Genomic DNA, 18,943 nt, shown 5'->3' with positions numbered 1-18,943 from the left:
TACGAAAGGACGGGATGATATCATGTTCGGGTGAAGACTTATCATTAGGACTGACGCGGGGACGTGGAGAAATTTTAATAATAAGTGATTATCCGAACTTGATATGATATCAGCTTCAACCAAAGACCATTCTGAATTCTGAGTTATCTTTTAAGTTTTTACTTTTGCCTTGTTTGGTGATTTCTGAATTAACGAAGTTGTCAACTGATGATTGCGATTAAACAGAGCAAAGAAAGCTAGGATAATAACGCCGATGATGGCGATCGCTGTGCCTGATGCTTGTGCAAAAATAATCACAATCTGGTAGCGTATGGCATCAGTAGGATTTGCCCCGGCGAGAATTTGACCAGTCATCATTCCCGGTAAACTAACTAATCCCATCACCATCATTGAGTTAATAGTCGGGATCATTCCTGTTCTGGAGGCTTCTTTAATAGTTTGATGTGCAGCTTCCCAACGGGTTGCGCCTAGACTCAGTAGCGCCTCTATTTCTCCCCGGCGATTGGTCAAGTCTTCCATAAACCGATCTAAACTCAAAGACGTGCCCGTGAGTGCATTACCCAACACCATACCCAAAAAGGGAATAAGATACTGAGGCTCGTACCAGGGTTTTACGCGCAAAATGCCGCTAACTACTATCCCGGTAACTAAAAACGAACCACTCAAAAGCGAAATAAAATTATTCCAATAAATACTAGTAAATCGTCTACGTGTACGGTTAACACTGGATATACCAGCTACAACAGTCATGCCCAAAGCCAAAAGTATAATTAACAAAGGGTTGCTGAGAGTAAATACCCACTGCAATATGTATCCCACCATGAATAACTGCACTACCATCCGTAGGGAAGCTATCCCTAGACTTTGCTCTAGTCCCAACCGCAAACCAAAAGAAAGCCCCACATTAATTACAATAAACAAAGTCGCCAAAGCCAATTGTCCGTAACTAATCTGGATATAGTTGGTTTCCATCAATCTTTTTCCTTTAAAGTAATTTGACGGTTGGTAATACGTTCCAATTGCTTAGGGTCGTGACTTGTCCAAAGATATGCCCGTTGTGGGCGTTCATATTGCCAAGCTGCAACTAAGGCTTCTAAGCTTTGAGCAGTTCCAGCATCTAGTGAGGCGGTAGGTTCATCTAGTAGCAGTATCGCAGGTGAAAGTTGCAAAGCTCTTAGAAAAGCGACTATCTGTGCTTCTCCACCTGAAAGAGCGCTAACCGGACGCTGCAAAAAGTCAGGCGTTTTATGCAAAAGAAGCAGATAGTCTAAAATCAACTTGCGGTTGTAAATTAGATGGCGGTGAACAGTTAATCGATAAACTTGCTGGAGATTTTCCTCCACAGTTCCTTCCCAAAGGGCTGGTCGTTGTTGCAAATAGATAATTTGGGAACGATAGCTGGGCATAAAGTGGGAATTTATCGCCTGTCCCTGAAAAACAATTTGTCCTGCTTGTACAGGATCGAGACCAGCTAATGCTCTCAGGAGCAAACTTTTACCAGAGCCAGAAGCACCTATCACCGCTACTCGCTCCCCTGGAAATAATTGAAAACTGAGCTGACTCCAAATCCAGCGTTGTTCAACTATTCGCCCTAAATCTTGTACCAAAAGAATAGGGTTGTTGGGAAGTAATTCTGGCTTAGTGGTCTGGTTTATAGTCAGTCGATCTTTCATCCTTGTTTGTGTGGTAGTTTATCGCATTAATTATGATGGTCATAAGTTTGTAGTAAGGACTTTAGTCCTTAATTTTTTAAGCACTAAAGTCCTTACTACGAACCTTTAAAAACTTTTGCAATAGACCACTAGAATACTTTTCGTGCTTCCAAATGGGCAAGGATATGGTCGCGATCGCGCCACACAGGACGCAATTTTTTCTTGGCGAACATGTTTAACTGATCGCCAATATGCGGCGATCCCGGTTGAGTTGCATTGCCGTAGCTGGTGAGTGCCATTGCTCGTACAGGATTAGAAAATTCAATTGCCGCAACATAGGAATCGCCAAGTTCGGATTTAAACTTCCCATCTGACTCCGGTGAAAAATAGAGGCTTCGGAAGATCCCAAGGGGATCTGCACCACCATTGCCAGGTAAATCGATATTGCCATAACGTAGTCGAAAAACATCTCCCCACGGCACATCTATAGTTCCATACGTCTTTTCTATTTCTGCTGCCACTGCTTCGAGTGTTGTAACTGCACTTTCTGGATTAGCTAAACCATCGGGTGTGGTGCGTGGGGAGTCTTCACTCCAAGGTTTACTAAATGTCTTATCTAAGTCCAGCTTTTGAACCCAAAAGGCAAATAGTACCGCCCCTCGACTATCTGCATTGGCTTGCCGATCCCAGGTTTCTAGAACATTAGCTGCTTTTTGCCCCAAGTCCTTACCATACTTGCGGGCAGCAGGAATTAAATCATCTAAAAGGCGATCGGCCATTTCCATCCTGGTCGAGTGCTTGTATGCAATCATCTCGTCAAAAGAGATTTTGTCATCTTCAGCCAACATCTTCACAGAACGTTGTGAGCGGAAATCCATGAAACGAGGTGCCATGTAAGACGGGTAATCGTCTGCTTTAATCGCAGTTGGGAACGTAGTTGTCCAAGGTGGGTCGTTGGTATTTTGCAACCAACCACTTTTAGGATCGACTACGCGGGGTAAATCTTGGTATGGATGGATTTTTGTCCATAAAGTTTTAGATGTATCCCCAGGAATCACGCCTCGCCAATATGCAAAATCTCCTTCTTGACGTACCGGAACTTGACCGTTGAATAGGTGCATAATATGTCCTTCTCTATCGGCATACATCACTGTAAACATCGATAGTTGCAGGCGCTTGAGTGCGGTTTCAAATTGGTTGAGGTTTTTTGCTCGTGCCATATCCCACCATTGTTGGAGTACACCTGGTCGGTCAAGGCCAGCAACTCTCAGCGCTATGGCTTTATCATTTTTCTCATTGATCACAGGCCCGTGGATGGAACTCTTGACTACTAATGGTTGTTCTTGCACAGAGCCATCTTTCTGCTTCACCTTCAAAGGCAGGGTTTTGGAAACGAATTGACGAACTTTACCATCAAACCGGTAGCCATTCTCTGCCAGTGCGAGTTCATACAAATCCCAACCGTCATAGGTGTTAACGGTGTGAGTCCAACCCAAGTTGTTGTTAAAAGCGATCGCCAATACGGGAATACCTACAAGTGTTGCCCCATAAGCATCAATTCCCGGTGCGGTGATTTGGGCTTCGTACCACAAAAATAAATCCGACCAAGGTAGATGCGGATTGGCTAGTAACATAGCCTTCCCACTAGCAGAATGAGAAGGTGCGATCGCCCAACCATTAGATCCTGCTTGCAACTTTTGTTTGCTCAAGTCGAATACTGGCCCTGGATCGACCACAAAGGTGAAATTGAGTACCCGATGTAAGTGAGCCATCACATCTTCGCCGTTAACTGGTAGGACTACCTCAACGCGATCGTCAATCAAGTTGGGATTTTGGTCAGCATAAGCATTGATCCCAGCTGCAAAAGCATCTAGATACTTGCGAAAAGTTGGATTTTGTGCTTTATACCAAGTACCAGCACGTTCTGGTACTCCCATCGATAGTACCCAACGATCTGACTCTAGATATTCTTCACCCCAGTATTCGGCCGCGTGTCCCCGTGCTTGACCATAAAGACGCAAAAGCAAATCTCCATGACTTTGCATTTGCGCCCAACCAAAGGCATAAAAGGCACTCTGGTCATCTTTACCGTAGATGTGCGGTACACCATAGGTATCCCATAATATCTCTGTGGATTTTGTTGGTGTAGCTATAGTCTGGCTACCCATAAACAAAACCAGTATCAAACTGAGTATTAAGGGTAAAACGCGTATTGATTTTCTTCTGTAAACCTTAAGTAAAATATCAAACCTCATTAACACCACCATGTGTTAGGTATAACGTCTATGTGAGGGATTAGTCATTGGTTACTCCCCTCTGCCTCTTTGCCCCCGATTTCCCGACTCCCCAGTCCCTACTACCTTTTTCAACTTAGATTCAGCTTGATCTAAACAATACCAGTTTGTTGAGAAACTATATCAAAACTTTCTGAGTATCTTTTTTCGTTTGAAAAATAAGGAAATCGTTGCATGATAATGTAATCTATATATTTATCAAGAAAGATTATCAATTTAATGACTAGAAAGCTGCTAAATATTGAGAGTCGGAATTTACAGACTTTTTCATCTAGTGCAGTTCGCTGTAGGGGCACGCAGCTGTGCGCCCCTACAGAGGTTTTAATTAGCCGAAAATAGCTGTAAAAAACATATAACCAGCAGAGCGTAATATTTTCAACTGACAGCAGGATAATGATAAAAGCGACCATAGCCTCAGCGAAAGGACTGAAAAAGCCACAAAAAATGTCGGCCTTATTTGGTCTGGTCTTGGGACTTTGTATGCTGCTAATTTGCTTGGTGTACAGTGTGACGCTGGGTGCAGCAGAAATACCTTTAGGTAAGATTTTGGCATCTTTCATAGCCTTTGACGGTTCCTACGATCACTTAGTTATCCAGACTGTGAGATTACCGCGATCGCTCGTTGCTATTCTTGTAGGATCTTCCTTGGCAGTCTCCGGAGCGTTAATGCAAGGTTTAACACGCAACCCTCTAGCAGATCCAGGGATTTTGGGTATTGAGTCGGGTGCAGCAGTAGCGGTGGTTGTAGCGACTTTTCTATTTGCTAGCGCATCCCAAGATGTTTACACAATTGTGGCATTTGTGGGAGCAGGAGCCACGGCAATATTAGTTTACTTCCTTGGTTCTTTAGGAAGGGGAGGAGCGACTCCATTAAATTTGACGGTAGCAGGTGCAGCTTTAACTGCTCTCGTCTCTTCTGTTACTACCGCGATTCTGATTGTCAGTCAACGCACCTTAGAAGAAATTAGATTTTGGTTAGCGGGTTCACTAGCTGGCCGCGATGTGGATATGTTTTTCCAAGCATTGCCCTTCGTCCTCATTGGATTAATCATGGCTTTTGCCCTTGGTAGACAAATTACTACCATGAGTTTGGGTGAAGATGTAGCTAAAGGGTTAGGTCAACAAACAGCCTGGGTCAAAATTATGACTGCTATCAGCGTAGTTTTACTGGCTGGAAGTTCCGTTGCTTTGGCAGGGCCAATCGGCTTTATTGGTTTAGTCGTTCCCCATATAGTGAGATTTTATATTAAAGCCGATTACCGTTGGATATTACCTCATTGTGCAGTTTTGGGGGCTATTTTACTTTTGGTTGCAGATATTGGGGCTCGTGTGTTGCTCAAACCACAGGAGTTACCTGTAGGTGTGATGACAGCACTTGTTGGTGCGCCCTTTTTTGTCTACCTAGCTAAGTCAAAGGTGAAAAAATGAAAGTTGATTGGCTAGTCATTCGCTCCCAGGCGATATCCTTTCGTATAGACCGACGTGTGCCAATCATAGTGCTATGTTTGGCATTAGCGATCGTAGTCGCAATGGTGATGAATTTAGGGCGGGGTGAATATCCAATTGCACCTGGGGATATCGTGAAAACTTTATTGGGTTTAGATACGGGAAACCCAGACCATACATTCGTGATTTACGATTTGCGTCTACCCCGCACCCTTGTAGCTTTGATGGTGGGGATGGCGCTGGCGATTTCTGGGACTATCTTTCAAGGGCTGACACGCAATCCATTGGCAGATCCCAGTATTATTGGCATTAATGCCGGGGCGAGTCTAGCGGCAGTTAGCGTAATTGTTTTATTTCCGGCAGCACCAATTTACACCTTGCCGCTATCAGCTTTTACTGGTGCTTTGCTGATGGCGGTTTTGATTTACTCGCTGGCTTGGAATAACGGTAGTTCCCCGATCCTATTAATTTTAATGGGTGTGGGTTTATCTGCGATCGCCAGTGCCATAACCAGCTTAATGATTACCTTTGGGCAAATTTCTGATGTGAGTAATGCTTTAGTTTGGCTAGCTGGAAGTGTCTACGGACGGACGAGTGAGCAAGTATTTTCCCTATTACCTTGGTTAGTTGTTTTTGTCCCAACGGCTTTGACATTAGCAAGACATTTGAACGCTCTTAATTTAGGAGATGATGTTGCTAAAAGTCTAGGTAGTCTGGTGGAATGGCAACGTGGTTTACTGATATTGGTGGCGGTAGCCTTAGCAGGTGCAGGAGTCGCCACCGCCGGTAATATTGGTTTTGTGGGTTTAATTGCACCCCATTTAGGACGACAGTTAGTAGGTACAACCCACGAAGCCTTGATTCCTACTTCCGCACTCTTAGGAGGAGTAATTGTTGTCATGGCAGACTTCTTAGGTAGAACGTTGTTTGCACCTATCGAACTTCCTTGTGGAGTAGTAACTGCTGCCATTGGCGCTCCTTATTTTTTGTATTTATTAATTCGTAATCGGAAAAAATGAGGGACTGGGGACACTTCGGCAAGCTCAGTGCATCGCTGGTGACTGGTGATTGGGGACTAGGAAAAAAGGATATTTTATCAACTAAAAAATCACGTTTTTATAAATCCAAAATTCAAAATCTAAAATCCAAAATTCATTATGAAAGGATTGTCAACCAAAAGTCTGTCTTTAGCTTACGATGGCGCTACGATTATCCGTGACTTAAATTTAGCAATTCCCTGCGGGCAAATTAGTGCTTTAGTTGGTGCTAATGGTTGTGGTAAATCAACTTTGTTAAGAGGCTTGGCAAGATTACTCAAACCGCGTGGAGGTATAGTATATCTTGATGGAACTTCTATTTTGAATCTTTCTACCAAAGAAGTAGCACAACAGTTGGGTATTTTGCCCCAAGGACCAGTAGCACCTGAAGGGTTGACAGTACAAGATTTAGTAGCACAAGGACGTTATCCTTATCAAAATTGGTTACAACAATGGTCGGCAAAAGATGAAAAAATCGTACAACAGGCGCTAGAAATTACAGATTTATTGAAATTGGCAGATAGAGCATTAGATACTTTGTCTGGTGGACAACGACAGAGAGCTTGGATTGCTATGGCGCTGGCCCAAGATACAGATATTTTACTGTTAGATGAACCGACTACTTTTTTGGATTTGGCGCACCAAATAGAGATTTTAGATTTATTGTATGATTTGAACCAAACTCAAGGACGAACAATTGTAATGGTGCTGCATGATTTAAATCAGGCATGTCGTTACGCTGATTATTTAATTGCTGTGAAAGATGGCCGAATTTTTGCTGCTGGTGAACCAAAGTTAGTGATGACAAAAGAAATGGTTCAGGAGGTTTTTGGATTGGAGTGTCGTATTATTCTTGATCCTGTTGTGGGGACTCCTATGTGTGTACCAATAGGACGCAAGGGAAAAATAAATCATCAACCAATCGAATGAAATCCCTTATGCAATGTCTAATCAAATTATTTAACTACAAAAAATAAACAGTCGTGACAAGAGTATCTCAAAAGTCGAAAAATTCAGGTTATCCTCTAAAACGCTTGCTCAATTATGGCAGCCAATATCGCCTACAAATTTGGCAGGCAACATTATTTACTATCATCAATACGATTTTAGATTTAGCACCGCCGTGGTTAATTGGTGTTGCGGTAGATATTCTCGTAGAGCAGCAAAATTCCTTCATTGCTAAATTAGGTTTTAAAGATATAACTTGGCAGTTTTTCTTGCTTGCAGTTGCTACCATCATTATCTGGATACTAGAATCAGCTTCCGAGTACGCATATACTAGACTATGGCGTAATTTAGCCCAAAATATTCAGCATGATTTACGTGTAGATACCTATAACCACGTACAACAATTAGATTCAGCTTACTTTGAAGAAAGTACTATCGGCGGTTTGATGTCAATTTTGAATGATGATATCAACAGATTGGAAGATTTTTTGAATTTTGTAGCTAGTGAAATTATCCAAATTACTACTTCAGTTATTATTTTAACTTGTGGTGCTTTCTGGATTTTACCCCCTTCAATTACTTTGGCAACATTGTTGCCCATGCCTTTTATTCTTTGGGGTTCTTTTACTTATCAAAAGCTGTTAGAAGATCGTTACGCTGAAGTGCGAGAAAGAGTAGGTTTTCTCAATTCAAGATTGGAAAATAATTTGAGTGGAATTACTACAATTAAAAGTTTCACTGCTGAAGCTTATGAAAGTGCTAGATTTGCTGGAGAAAGCGAAGCATATAGGAAAAGTAACACCAAAGCAATTAAACTTTCTGCCGCATTTACTCCTTTAATTAGAATGCTAATTCTAATAGGGTTTACATCCTTATTATTTTGGGGAGGTATGGCAACATACAATGGAAAGATATCTATTGGTAATTACAGTGTTTTACTGGTTTTAGTACAAAGATTGTTGTGGCCATTAGTAACATTAGGAGAAATATTTGACAAATATCAAAGGTCAATGGCTTCTACTAATCGCATCATGAATTTATTAGATACTCCCATCAATATCGTTCCAGGGAAAGAATCTTTACCAGTTGAACAAGCACGTGGTGAAATTCATTTCAAAGAAGTCACTTTTGCCTATGCTAATAGAGAGCCAGTAATTAAAAACTTATCTTTACATATACCCGCAGGCAAAACCATCGCCATTGTTGGTTCTACAGGTTCTGGTAAAAGTACTTTAGTAAAATTATTATTGCGATTGTATGAAATTTCTGCTGGAAGAATCGCTATTGATGGTATTGATATCCAAGAATTAAATTTAGATGATTTGCGTCGTAGTATTGGCTTGGTGAGTCAAGATGTATTCTTATTTCATGGTACCGTTGCTGAAAATATCGCCTATGGTACTTTTGGTGCTAGAGATGAAGAAATCATTGCTGCTGGTAAAATTGCCGAAGCCCATGATTTTATTATGCGGCTACCCGAAGGTTATGAGACAATAGTCGGGGAACGAGGACAAAAATTATCTGGTGGACAACGCCAAAGAATTGCGATCGCTAGGGCTGTTTTGAAAAATCCACCAATTCTCATTTTAGATGAAGCCACATCAGCGGTGGATAATGAAACTGAAGCCGCTATTCAGCGTTCTTTAGAACGGATTACTGCAAATAGGACAACAATAGCGATCGCTCATCGTCTTTCCACTATCCGCAATGCCGATTGCATTTATGTCATGGAATTTGGCAAGTTGGTTGAATCGGGAACCCATGAAGAATTGTTGGATAAAAATGGCATTTATGCTGGTTTATGGCAAGTGCAATCGGGGGTGAAATGATTTAGTTGAAGAAGAATACAGAATAGAGAATACAGAATTCAGAATTGGTTAATACTCTACCCACAAAAGGATAGAGTTTTAATAAGAAATAATATTTATGCGGCGAGATTCGATTTTCTACAAACTTTTTCAGCAATACCCCACTTTGCTATTTGAACTCTTGACAAATCCCCCGATAAATGCAGATGCTTATCGATTTGATTCGGTAGCCGTCAAAGAACCAAAATTTGAAATTGACGGGGTATTTCTTCCACCAGAAAACGAAGGTGTAGGAGTTGTATATTTCTGTGAAGTACAGTTTCAGAAAGATGAACAACTTTACGAAAGAATATTTGCAGAATCTTCGTTATATTTCTATCGCAATCGTGACAGATTCAGCGATTGGGAAGCAGTGATAATTTATCCATCTCGGAGTGTTGAACAAAGCGATACTAATCCCCATCGCTCATTGCTCAATGGTGAACAAGTACATCGGGTGTATTTGGATGAATTGGGCGATATTCGCCAATTACCTCTATGGGTAGCATTGATGGTTTTAACTACTGTTCAAGAAGAACAAGCACCACAAGAAGCTAAATATTTACTGGAGCGATCGCGTCAGGAACAACCTCAACCGTCAAGTGGCGTCATAATAGAGTTAGTCACGACGATAATGGTGTACAGGTTTGAAAAATTAAGCCGAACAGAGGTAGAGTCTATGCTAGGGATCACGCTCAAGGAAACGAGGGTTTACCGCGAAATTAAGGAAGAAGGAAGGGAAGAAGGACGACAAGAAGGACGACAAGAAGGACGACAAGAAGAGGCTGCTAACCTGATTATCCGACTGTTGACTAAGCGGTTTGGAAAAGTTCCAAAAGAAATGCGTTCTTCAATTTTTGATTTATCTTTACCTATTTTGGAAGATTTGAGCGAGGCATTGTTAGATTTTACTAGCTTGGCTGATTTAGAAGCTTGGTTACTAGCAAAATAAATGAAATTATTACTAGGGTGTCTTAGCTTACTCCTCCGAAAAAGCAACCTATACCTAGCGTCTACCTCTAGAAAGTATCGCCATACTGCAAATAATTTACAGCTATCATTTTACAGGTGGAATTTGCGCGAAAATAGCAGACTGTAAAAGTTCAGGAAGCTTTTCCCAAGCTATGGCTCCCTTGCGGCTTTTGATATACAGTTGCATAAATTCTACTAACGCTGCTGCGCTTTTTTCTACGCCAAGATTCACAAACAGATAGGTGGGTTTTTCTTCACTTGATACAGCTACGACACAACCTTGACTGCAAGCCCACAAACACCCAACTGACTGAATTTCAATTTCATCAGAAGTAAATTTTTGATTGCATAGATTGTTTACTTCATCAAGTAAAAATTCACCATGAAAAGGGGGATTTTCTGGACGTTCTTCAGATGACCGATGACAGGATTTACAAACGAATATAGTGTGTTTAGGCATAGGTTTAGGGTGTGTTGACTAGGTATTTGAAGAGGTCATCAATTACAGCATCCGCAGCAATCAAATTCGATCCCCTCCAGATTGATAAGCCTACTAAATAAATATGATTTTGTTGAACAGCTTTCAGCGTCTTCCAGAGTGATTTTTGTTTCAGTTTTTCCAAAGGTATTAGTAATATTCAACATTCAATCTTGTGTTAGAGGGGAAAGCTGACCCCAGTCTTAAATTAATGCTGCCACCTCTGATTTTCACGTCCATTTGTTTGCCATCCCAGAACCAATCTACCTGACCATTGGGCATTGACAATCCCTTTACACTTAGGGGTTGATTAAGCCATTTGACTGGAATTCCTGCCCCAATGACTAGGGTTGGCTTACTCTCAGCCTGGTCGATGTAAGCTAGCATGTCCAGTTGCAGTAACAACATTTCAGAAGCTGTCCAGTAGTGGGGTGTGACGCGCGGAGGATTGGGAAGATCGACCCAACCTCGTATCTGTTCCCAATGGCCTGAATAGTCTTCGTAACCTGCTACTTCCCCCCAGGTATAAAGTCCAGGGGATGTTTGATGATCCCAAAACCACCTTAATGTTGTCCAAACCCGCTCTGGTTTGCCAAGAAACAGCCATTGATGTGCCTCGGCAATATCTAAATAACTCCATATAGGAGTTTCACGAAATCCTCCTTGGCGATCGCGCATCTCTCTCCACCGTTTTTGTAGACCTTGGAGAAGAGCATTCTGGTGCGGAGCAGCTATCCAGGTTTGCCAAAGACTGCTTGTATAACTTAGTCTATTTTCCAACTCCGGAGGCTTAAATGCCTTTATCCAAGCTTTTTGGAGTTCAGCCGCCTTAATCCGCCAACGCTGAGCATCAGTTGGTTGATTGACTCGCTCAGCTAAGGAAGCAGCATCTAGAAGTCCACGATAGCTGACAGCATTGACAAATAATAGAGGTCGCTCACCATCCATTCGACCTATAATCAGACCATTCCGAGCAGGCTCGGCGACTAGCGTTAGTTCAGGATCTTTCTTCATGATCGGTATAATTGGAGCGATCACAGGTTGATGGATAGGTTGTTTGCTCGAAAGCATTTTGAGGATGAATTCAGCTTTCCGGTGAATGTGCGGCCAAAGCCATTGGTCGTATTTTGGATCGTTTAACCGCACAGCTACTTCTTCTAATGCCCAAATACTTAAACCTGGGGCATCAGCTTCCGGTCCAGAACCACCGAAGAAATCTTTTTCCGCAAAATAAATCGATAATTCTTTTGCTGTCTCCATTTGCCCAGCACGAGCTAGAGCAACCAGCGTATAAGCTCCATCCCGCAGCCACGGCAAAGGATAGTTGGTCGGTTCGCCTGCGCGAGTCTGCTTGTTCACAAGGCTCATCATCAAATGGGCAACTTGGGCATTCAAGCTGTCTGAGAATTGCTGGTTTGGTAGATTTAGCTCTAAAGTAGACTTGGTCTGAGTGGCATTAAGCTCTGGTTTAGGTTGAGATATAGTATCCTCAATCGTCAAATTCCACTTCTCGCCATCACCTAGTTCAAAGCGAGCATAGCCCCAGCCACTTTCACCTTTCCAGACATTGGTAGGACGTTGTTCACTAATCCAGCCCTGTTTTCCTTCTTCTCCTAAATACACTCCAAGCGGTTGTGAAGCAAGCTTCACAGACCAGCGCTCGTTAATTAACAACCGTTGACCATCCCACTCAAGAGACTGGATTGCCCCGCCTGCTGGACCGACACTACGGATGACTATCATTGGTTTGCTTTTTTTTGTTAAGGTCTGAAGGTTTAGTTGCCAATGCCCCAGACTAGGAGAAGACCAAGAGGACTGATAGTCGTTGGTTTTAGTTAGAATTGCTGGTATCTCTTCGCTACCAGCATAAACAAACTGCTGTTGGATTTGACTCAGGGGGATACTATCGCTAGTCGCTTTCAAATTACCTTGTGCGTCAATAAGCCAGATGGAAACCCCAAAACTACCTACAGCCGGACTAAAGCTGCCACCCGGTTCATGATAAGCTTTAGCCTCCTCACGAGTTCCTGGAGTAGCCAGAACTACGTGGCCTGTGCTACGTGGCCAAGGGTCAGATGGTCGCCGTAGCATTTGTGATTGAACCTGCCCACGTGGCGTGAGAAAATGCAAAAAGTACTCGGTTGCTTGATGAAATTGCCAGCCATTGTTTATGCCTGCACTAATAACGAGCATTCCTGCCAACATCAAGCTTACTAGACGCGCCCGTGTTAGACTACTAAAAGCTGCGAGTATTATTAACAAAGGGAGAAAATGGAGTGAATAAAGGAAAGTAAATTCACTTCCATATACTAAATGGAGTAGTAGCTGTCCGAGAAGTGAAAGTCCTAAAACAAGTCGGAATTTAGTATGCTTTTTGCTAGAAACGCATCCCCAGATCCCCAAACCTAAGAGCGCCATCCATAATCCGACTGCCATAAATCCCCAGATGCTACCAGAACCAGGAGCAGCAGATTGAGCATACATTACTGTATATCCGTATTGTTCATCTACATCTAGCTGAATGGCTGGCATAACTATCGTATTACAGAAAAATGACTTCACTACTGTCAGATAATCACCAGCCGATTTAAATATCTTTATGTATTCCTTTTCTGCTGTGTCACCCAGAAAAAATATAGCACTAGGAAATATATACTTCTCTACTGCCCACAGTAGTGTTACTAGAGCTAAGGTATTGAGAGTGATTTGTAAAGACTGCTTCCAGCGATGATTAACTACTGTTACTAGGATTCCTACCATCCAGTTAGTTATCGTAATACTAAGTGTTAGCACACTAACGGCTGTATACCACAAAGAAGAAAACAGATGCTTTTCTGTAAGGCTGACAAAGCCCAGTGCTACTAAGATACTTAATGAACCAAAAGGGTAGGTTTCTGGAATAGTAAACCAAAATATAGCTGCGGCACTGGTTGCCCCAAGAAGACTAAATAGTGTTGCGTCAAATCGGCGACATCCGATTGATCTCAGTGTGATAAATAGAACACCAAGCCAGAGAGCCGCAACGACAGCAATAACTATCCTAACAGCTGTAATCGGCTCAAAGTGTAAGACTTTCTCTAATACTTTGACTGGAGGGTATGCTATCAGTGAAAATAATGGGTGCACTCTCAGACGCTGATGATCGCTCGAAAGGGAAGTCATGTTGTCGAAGACGCGGGGTGTATCGCCACTAAACCAAACGTCCCAGACCCGGACAATTACAGGGTCGATCAACTGTGCGCCTAAGTAAGATGCAAAGCCACCTGCAATTGCAAGAACAAAGGTAATTAAAATATCGATCCAATGTTGTTGGATTTGCTGGAATAAAAAAGATGGAATTGATTTCAAATTAGATATCGATCTAACGATTTTCATAAATTGATAAATGTAATTAAAGAAGAATGCTTAAAATCTGATTTTGGTACTAGCTCATCGAAAATGGCACAAATTCTTTCAACAACTGCCAAATTAATTTGTTCATTTGCTTCTCCAATACTGTAGGTTTCACCAACGCAGCCTTCTCTTAAAACAAAATAGAGAGCATCATAATGATTGGTTACATAAAAGCAGTCTCATATGTTTTGATCCTCACCGTATATAGGTAGAAGCTTGCCATTTAGAGCATCGAGAATAGTCAAAGGAATAAGTTTTTCAGGAAACTGGAAAGAACAATAATTATTTGAGCAATTGGTTGTTAAAGTAGGCAGACGGTTTTTGGAACCACACATAGGCAAGAACGACTGACCTTTTCCATATGTTTTTTCCTATCAGGAGCGGGACATGATAAGGATTCCAGCTAGAATTACCCCTAGCCCAACGTATTGGTTAAGGCCAAGGCGTTCTCTAAAGAAATAACTGTCAGCAATGGCAATCAAAGCAAATCCGATTCCAGCTAAGACAGGATAGGCTGCTGAAACTGGCAATTTATCTAATGCTTTGGCGAATAGCACGACATTGATGCCATAGAACACTAACCCAGCAATCAACCAAGGGGAAAACAGCAATGACAGTAAGCCGGGATCTGGGGCTTCGAGGCGAGATCGCTTGAGGAGCAAATTCCCGATGCAGGTATTAATGCCAGCAACGAAGACTAAACCCCATGCATTTAAAGTAAAATTCATATCAATCAAATCTGATTAGGAAAATTGCTTGACAAGCCATAATAGCTTTTCTTTCACTGGACAACGATGAGCTGAACCTGCTTTCTCTGCCGCAAGCTGATTATAATTTTGCCTGATCCAGTCATAGCTTTCGTGGAACATTTCATTGTTAGAGTATTTAGGTTTCCACCCCAACTCCAGTAGGGGACTGACATCAAAGTGGAATGCCTTATGATGGGTTAGATAATGCCAGGGAACCAAAGGACTCGAACCAAGCAAATCTAAGAGTCTAAGCGTACCAATCGTTAGCTTTGAGTTAATCATCTACAAAGTCTGGCACTTGCATAACTGCCAAATACTGCAAGCTCCTGCCAAATAGCAGGTTTACCACTGGCGGGTACAGCTGCATTGAACTCTTTTCCTCTATAATGGTCAACTTGTGTTGGTGACGTAGATTGATCCACTGCTTGGGCGTGTTATAGCGGTAAAGGCATGGCACACCATAAGGCGCGTTTGCGGCCCAGTCGATGAACGAGACCCGCAACCAGGAAAGCAGTCCTTTGAGCTGATGATCTTTGATGATCACTAGCCGCCGGGAGATGCGGATGCACTCGCCAATCAGCCTGTCGGGATCGTGTTCGTGATGCAGCACATCAGCGAGGATAACCACGTCGTAAGTGTTATCGGGATGGGGGATTGTCATGCCATCATAAGCCAGGACTTTGATTGGCTCTTTGCCGCGCTTGACGCGCTCGAGTCCCTCCACACGTAAATTAAGTGGACACAAAGGTGTATCTAACAATGCCTTGCCCAGTGTACCAAACCCGCAGCCAACGTCAAGCACACAGTCCCCCTCACGTAGGTGAGGAGTAATACAGCGGACTAGGTTACGCAACCGCGACATGTAAATCGGGGTGTGCAGGGTTGTCATAAGTTTCCACAGGGGCCTGCGACTCATTAACATTGTTAGATCATCTCCTGATAAAAATAAGAACTGCACTCATTTAATTTATTAAGCCTATGTAGAAAAATTATTTAATAGCCCCATGTTGTTTCAGCAACAATATTATGAATATCGTAAAAATCCAACTGATAACAGTTAGTAAAATTGGTCTATCTGTCAATAAAACTTCTTCTGGGCGTTCCGTGTATTGTCCTTGTCCTAACTCATTTTCTGTTCCAGAAACAATATCCTTTGGATCGCTGAGCATCTGATAACGGAAAATGCCATACAACACAAAAGGAATTGTCAGCATCATCCAAGGTGTTGTTGCACCGCGTACTATAGGTCCAGCACTCCAAAGGGCGTAGCTCATAAATGCACCAGTGGTTACTGTACTCTCCATTCGGCTCAAGAGCGGCAGGGAGTAACATTTAATAACAGCGCGAGTTTTTCCACCCCGTATTTCAAAGAACCTCAGTTCTACTTTACGCTTCTCAATCCCTAAAAATAGAGCCAGCATTGCTGTGCATAATACAAACCAAGCTGATAAAACAATACCCGTGGCAGCAGCACCAGCATAGGCTCGTAGTACAAATCCTGTAGCGATCGCCACGATGTCCAAAATAGAGATGTGCTTCAGCTTCAAGTTATAGGCAATTTGCAAAAACACATAACTAGTGAGAGTGATTCCTAAGGCAGGCGATCGTAGCCAGCTGATACTCAGCGCTGCTCCCAGCAGAACTATTGATGTGGCAATCGCAGCCGGAATACTAACTAATCCAGCTGCGATCGGGCGTTTGCATTTGATAGGATGTTGGCGATCTGATTCGACATCTGCTATGTCATTGATTAGATAGAAGCCACTAGAAGCACAGCAGAACAAAACAAACGCCAGTAAACACCCAATAATTGATTGCAAACTTAAATTAAAAGCAAACAAAGGTGCGGCAAAAACAACCAAGTTCTTAGTCCACTGCCGGGGTCGCAGAGCAGCTAAGGAAAATATTTTTTTACTACTAATTCTTCTTTTAATTCGAGCTTGTTCTGGGGCAGATTCTGGACGAACCATAATTTATAATTTCCTCATCTAGCTGCTTAACAATAATTCGTCTAAACTGAAAAAATGAAGTTATTTTTAGGATGAAATTTTGTAGTTTTTAGACTAATCTTTAAGTAAGTTTTTATCTTTATTTATAAACGCATAATTAAAAAATAAATAAGCCATAATATTTAAGTTATGTGTTGGTTATCCTGCCAAACTTAATTCAATCTCTCGACTATTGATAAATTAATGGAAAAATAAAGTTATAGCCTCAAGGATAAATCATTATCCCAAAGTTTATGTCCTTGGGGATATGGGGTTTGTACTCCTTTCCCAAAAAGTTTCTCCCACCATCGAAATGGATGAGGAAGAGTTGCAACTTGGATACTAGGACAGCCCACAAACCATGCTCCTAAAATGTCTGTATGACGGCTATCACCAATAACAACAACTTGTTTTGGTTCAAGTTGCATCTCATTTAATGCTTTATAAAATGCAAAAGGAAAGGGTTTCCTTGCTGGATTGATAATTGGAATATTTAGACGATTAGACCAAGCTTTCGCTCGACATTCACGCAGACCGTTGGAGAGGAGAAAAAATTTAAAATCCTGTGATTTTGCCTGTTTTATCCAAGCTTCAGCACCAGGAGATATGTAACGATCGTCCTCAGAAACAATTGTGTTGTCTAAATCGAGAATAACACCTTTAATTCCAACATTTTTTAGTAGATCAATCTTTAAATCAGTCAGTGTATTTAGTTTACGAGGAAAAGTGTATGTACTTATAGATTTGACAAAAAAACTTTTTCCTATCTGTATTAAGGCGTGAAGAAATGAGCGAATTGAGAATAACAGCTTTGTTGAATTTAGCATTCTTAACTATCAACACTAATATTTATTTAAAGAGGGATAAAAACTTAACTTTCATAGAGTTTACATATCATTTTATTGCTCAAAAATTGATTGCAGATTAATACTGAAGTAAATAAAGGAGCAGCAAATACAACAATATTGTTTGTCCACTGTCGGGGTCGCAGAGCAGATATATAAGGTTTAATGTTCATCCTTAATTTTACTCTTTCGGTAGTAACAAAAGGGGTATTAGGAAGCTCATCTATTTCATCTAGTGTTTCCAGATAAGCTCTTAAAATCAACTTTTACTTGCTTATCAGTGTCACTAAATCCGCCCACTTCTGCAAGAGTGTAGAGGGGCAAACCTTTAACTTCTTCATAGATGCGTCCAATATACTCACCTAAAATGCCAATACAGACTAACTGAACCGATCCGAGAAAAAAATATAGCAACCAAAATAATCGTGAACCCTGTTAAAGGCTGAAAAAACTGGTATGCCTGATAAAATCCAGGAATCATCTGCTGTTGCTCGCGTACAGCAAGCGATTTAGGCACTTTGTCATTCCCTCAATATTGGAACTCAAACAATAAAGCTTTGTGCAAAGCACCAAATACTATTGCAAGTATAAAGTTTTATTTTTTTGTTGAGATTATTTTTCATTTAGCTTAGGTTTAAGTTTAATACGAATTAATCTGTTTAAGCAACTAGCAATTAATAGATAATAGCTATCAATAAAAATTTTATTATTAGTCTTTTATATAAAATTGTTTTTTTACTGGAGTTTAGTACCCGTGCAAAACTCCAAACCTCTACGGCAGGGCTATTTCATTCTAAAAAGTTGTTTGAGTGTGTCTAAACCAAAAGAGCAGAGTCGTTGAGCTTGTGCCATATTTTTAAACATCTGGTCACGGTATATACTTCTAAAACACTATCATCGGTAATCCGGGCATCAATATAAGCATAGCTGACAAAAATGTTTCAACCAGGCAGGATTTCTCCGGTCAAAGTCAATTCAATACCTTGGTAATGGATAATGCGATCGCCAAATCGGTAAAATCTCGAATGTATAAGTTGGATTGTGTCTATGTCAGAAATTAAAGATTACGGTGTAACTATAGAATAATATCTAGATGGATTGGCAGCAGGAATTGATATTTTGGAATTAAGGCGTTTAGAAGCAAGCGGAATTCCCACTGATTTAGCCTTAGAATTAATGGCAATTGCGCCCAAGGTGGCTGACGGTACAACAACTGCCGAAGAAGCTCCCCGAATAGGGCAGGGCGGCCGCATCTTATTTACTAATAAAAATTAAAACAGATCTGAAAATGTCA

Annotated in this window: 15 protein-coding genes and 2 pseudogenes; 6 read left to right on the top strand and 11 right to left on the bottom strand. The window is 41.5% G+C overall.

What is annotated here, in order from left to right; translation table 11 throughout:
• Positions 1–150: 150 nt before the first annotated feature.
• The 3 genes from ACM0OY_RS25090 to ACM0OY_RS25080 all read right to left on the bottom strand — a co-directional run bounded on the left by ACM0OY_RS25090 (position 151) and on the right by ACM0OY_RS25080 (position 3,907).
• Entirely contained in the window at positions 151–972 is an 822-nt protein-coding gene (locus ACM0OY_RS25090) for an ABC transporter permease (protein WP_414571538.1), read from the bottom strand.
• Positions 972–1,673 carry an ATP-binding cassette domain-containing protein gene (locus tag ACM0OY_RS25085; RefSeq protein WP_414571537.1) on the bottom strand — a complete coding sequence of 234 codons (702 nt, stop codon included), beginning with the start codon at positions 1,671–1,673 and terminating at the stop codon, positions 972–974. Before ACM0OY_RS25085 ends, ACM0OY_RS25090 begins: the two co-directional genes overlap by 1 nt.
• A gap of 128 nt (positions 1,674–1,801) precedes the next feature.
• A complete protein-coding gene (locus ACM0OY_RS25080) occupies positions 1,802–3,907 on the bottom strand; it encodes an acylase (RefSeq protein WP_414571536.1) in 2,106 nt (701 codons plus the stop codon).
• Positions 3,908–4,339: 432 nt separating this feature from the next.
• Between ACM0OY_RS25080 and ACM0OY_RS25075 the strand changes: the two genes are divergently transcribed.
• The 5 genes from ACM0OY_RS25075 to ACM0OY_RS25055 all read left to right on the top strand — a co-directional run bounded on the left by ACM0OY_RS25075 (position 4,340) and on the right by ACM0OY_RS25055 (position 10,176).
• Positions 4,340–5,374, top strand: a complete 1,035-nt coding sequence (locus tag ACM0OY_RS25075) for a FecCD family ABC transporter permease (protein WP_414571535.1) — start codon at positions 4,340–4,342, stop codon at positions 5,372–5,374.
• Positions 5,371–6,411, top strand: a complete 1,041-nt coding sequence (locus ACM0OY_RS25070) for a FecCD family ABC transporter permease (protein WP_414571534.1) — start codon at positions 5,371–5,373, stop codon at positions 6,409–6,411. Before ACM0OY_RS25075 ends, ACM0OY_RS25070 begins: the two co-directional genes overlap by 4 nt.
• Positions 6,412–6,549: 138 nt before the next feature.
• Positions 6,550–7,359, top strand: coding sequence for an ABC transporter ATP-binding protein (locus ACM0OY_RS25065; protein WP_414571533.1), 810 nt, complete (start codon positions 6,550–6,552; stop codon positions 7,357–7,359).
• A 53-nt stretch (positions 7,360–7,412) separates the two neighbouring features.
• Entirely contained in the window at positions 7,413–9,206 is a 1,794-nt protein-coding gene (locus tag ACM0OY_RS25060) for an ABC transporter ATP-binding protein (RefSeq protein WP_414571532.1), read from the top strand.
• 97 nt (positions 9,207–9,303) lie between these two features.
• On the top strand, positions 9,304–10,176 hold the full coding sequence (locus ACM0OY_RS25055; RefSeq protein ID WP_414571531.1) for an Rpn family recombination-promoting nuclease/putative transposase: 873 nt from the start codon (positions 9,304–9,306) through the stop codon (positions 10,174–10,176).
• A 105-nt stretch (positions 10,177–10,281) separates the two neighbouring features.
• Here ACM0OY_RS25055 and ACM0OY_RS25050 read toward each other — a convergent pair whose 3' ends face one another.
• From ACM0OY_RS25050 to ACM0OY_RS25015, 8 genes and pseudogenes are all read right to left on the bottom strand, one after another.
• The gene (locus ACM0OY_RS25050; RefSeq protein ID WP_414571530.1) at positions 10,282–10,656 is read right to left on the bottom strand and encodes a DUF1636 family protein; all 375 of its coding nucleotides are present in this window, start codon (positions 10,654–10,656) and stop codon (positions 10,282–10,284) included.
• A 168-nt stretch (positions 10,657–10,824) separates the two neighbouring features.
• On the bottom strand, positions 10,825–14,049 hold the full coding sequence (locus ACM0OY_RS25045; protein WP_414571529.1) for a hypothetical protein: 3,225 nt from the start codon (positions 14,047–14,049) through the stop codon (positions 10,825–10,827).
• A 5-nt stretch (positions 14,050–14,054) separates the two neighbouring features.
• Positions 14,055–14,381 (bottom strand): annotated as a pseudogene (locus ACM0OY_RS25040) (GDP-mannose 4,6-dehydratase); the annotation flags it as partial.
• Positions 14,382–14,441: 60 nt separating this feature from the next.
• Positions 14,442–14,795, bottom strand: a complete 354-nt coding sequence (locus ACM0OY_RS25035) for a DMT family transporter (protein ID WP_414571528.1) — start codon at positions 14,793–14,795, stop codon at positions 14,442–14,444.
• A gap of 295 nt (positions 14,796–15,090) precedes the next feature.
• Positions 15,091–15,678 carry a class I SAM-dependent methyltransferase gene (locus ACM0OY_RS25030; RefSeq protein WP_414571562.1) on the bottom strand — a complete coding sequence of 196 codons (588 nt, stop codon included), beginning with the start codon at positions 15,676–15,678 and terminating at the stop codon, positions 15,091–15,093.
• 127 nt (positions 15,679–15,805) lie between these two features.
• Positions 15,806–16,786: a decaprenyl-phosphate phosphoribosyltransferase gene (locus ACM0OY_RS25025; RefSeq protein ID WP_414571527.1), complete on the bottom strand. Its 981-nt coding sequence runs from the start codon at positions 16,784–16,786 to the stop codon at positions 15,806–15,808.
• Positions 16,787–17,022: 236 nt separating this feature from the next.
• The gene (locus tag ACM0OY_RS25020; RefSeq protein ID WP_414571526.1) at positions 17,023–17,631 is read right to left on the bottom strand and encodes a YqeG family HAD IIIA-type phosphatase; all 609 of its coding nucleotides are present in this window, start codon (positions 17,629–17,631) and stop codon (positions 17,023–17,025) included.
• Between the two features lie 246 nt (positions 17,632–17,877).
• Positions 17,878–18,091: pseudogene (locus ACM0OY_RS25015) on the bottom strand (glycosyltransferase); the annotation flags it as partial.
• Positions 18,092–18,747: 656 nt separating this feature from the next.
• Between ACM0OY_RS25015 and ACM0OY_RS25010 the strand changes: the two are divergent.
• Positions 18,748–18,924, top strand: coding sequence for a hypothetical protein (locus ACM0OY_RS25010; RefSeq protein WP_414571525.1), 177 nt, complete (start codon positions 18,748–18,750; stop codon positions 18,922–18,924).
• Positions 18,925–18,943: the final 19 nt, after the last annotated feature.

This window comes from Nostoc sp. CCY 9925, assembly GCF_963920935.1.
Taxonomy (GTDB): Bacteria; Cyanobacteriota; Cyanobacteriia; order Cyanobacteriales; family Nostocaceae; genus Nostoc.
Note: the sequence above shows the minus strand (reverse complement) of the source record. Positions and strands in the feature narration are given on the sequence as shown.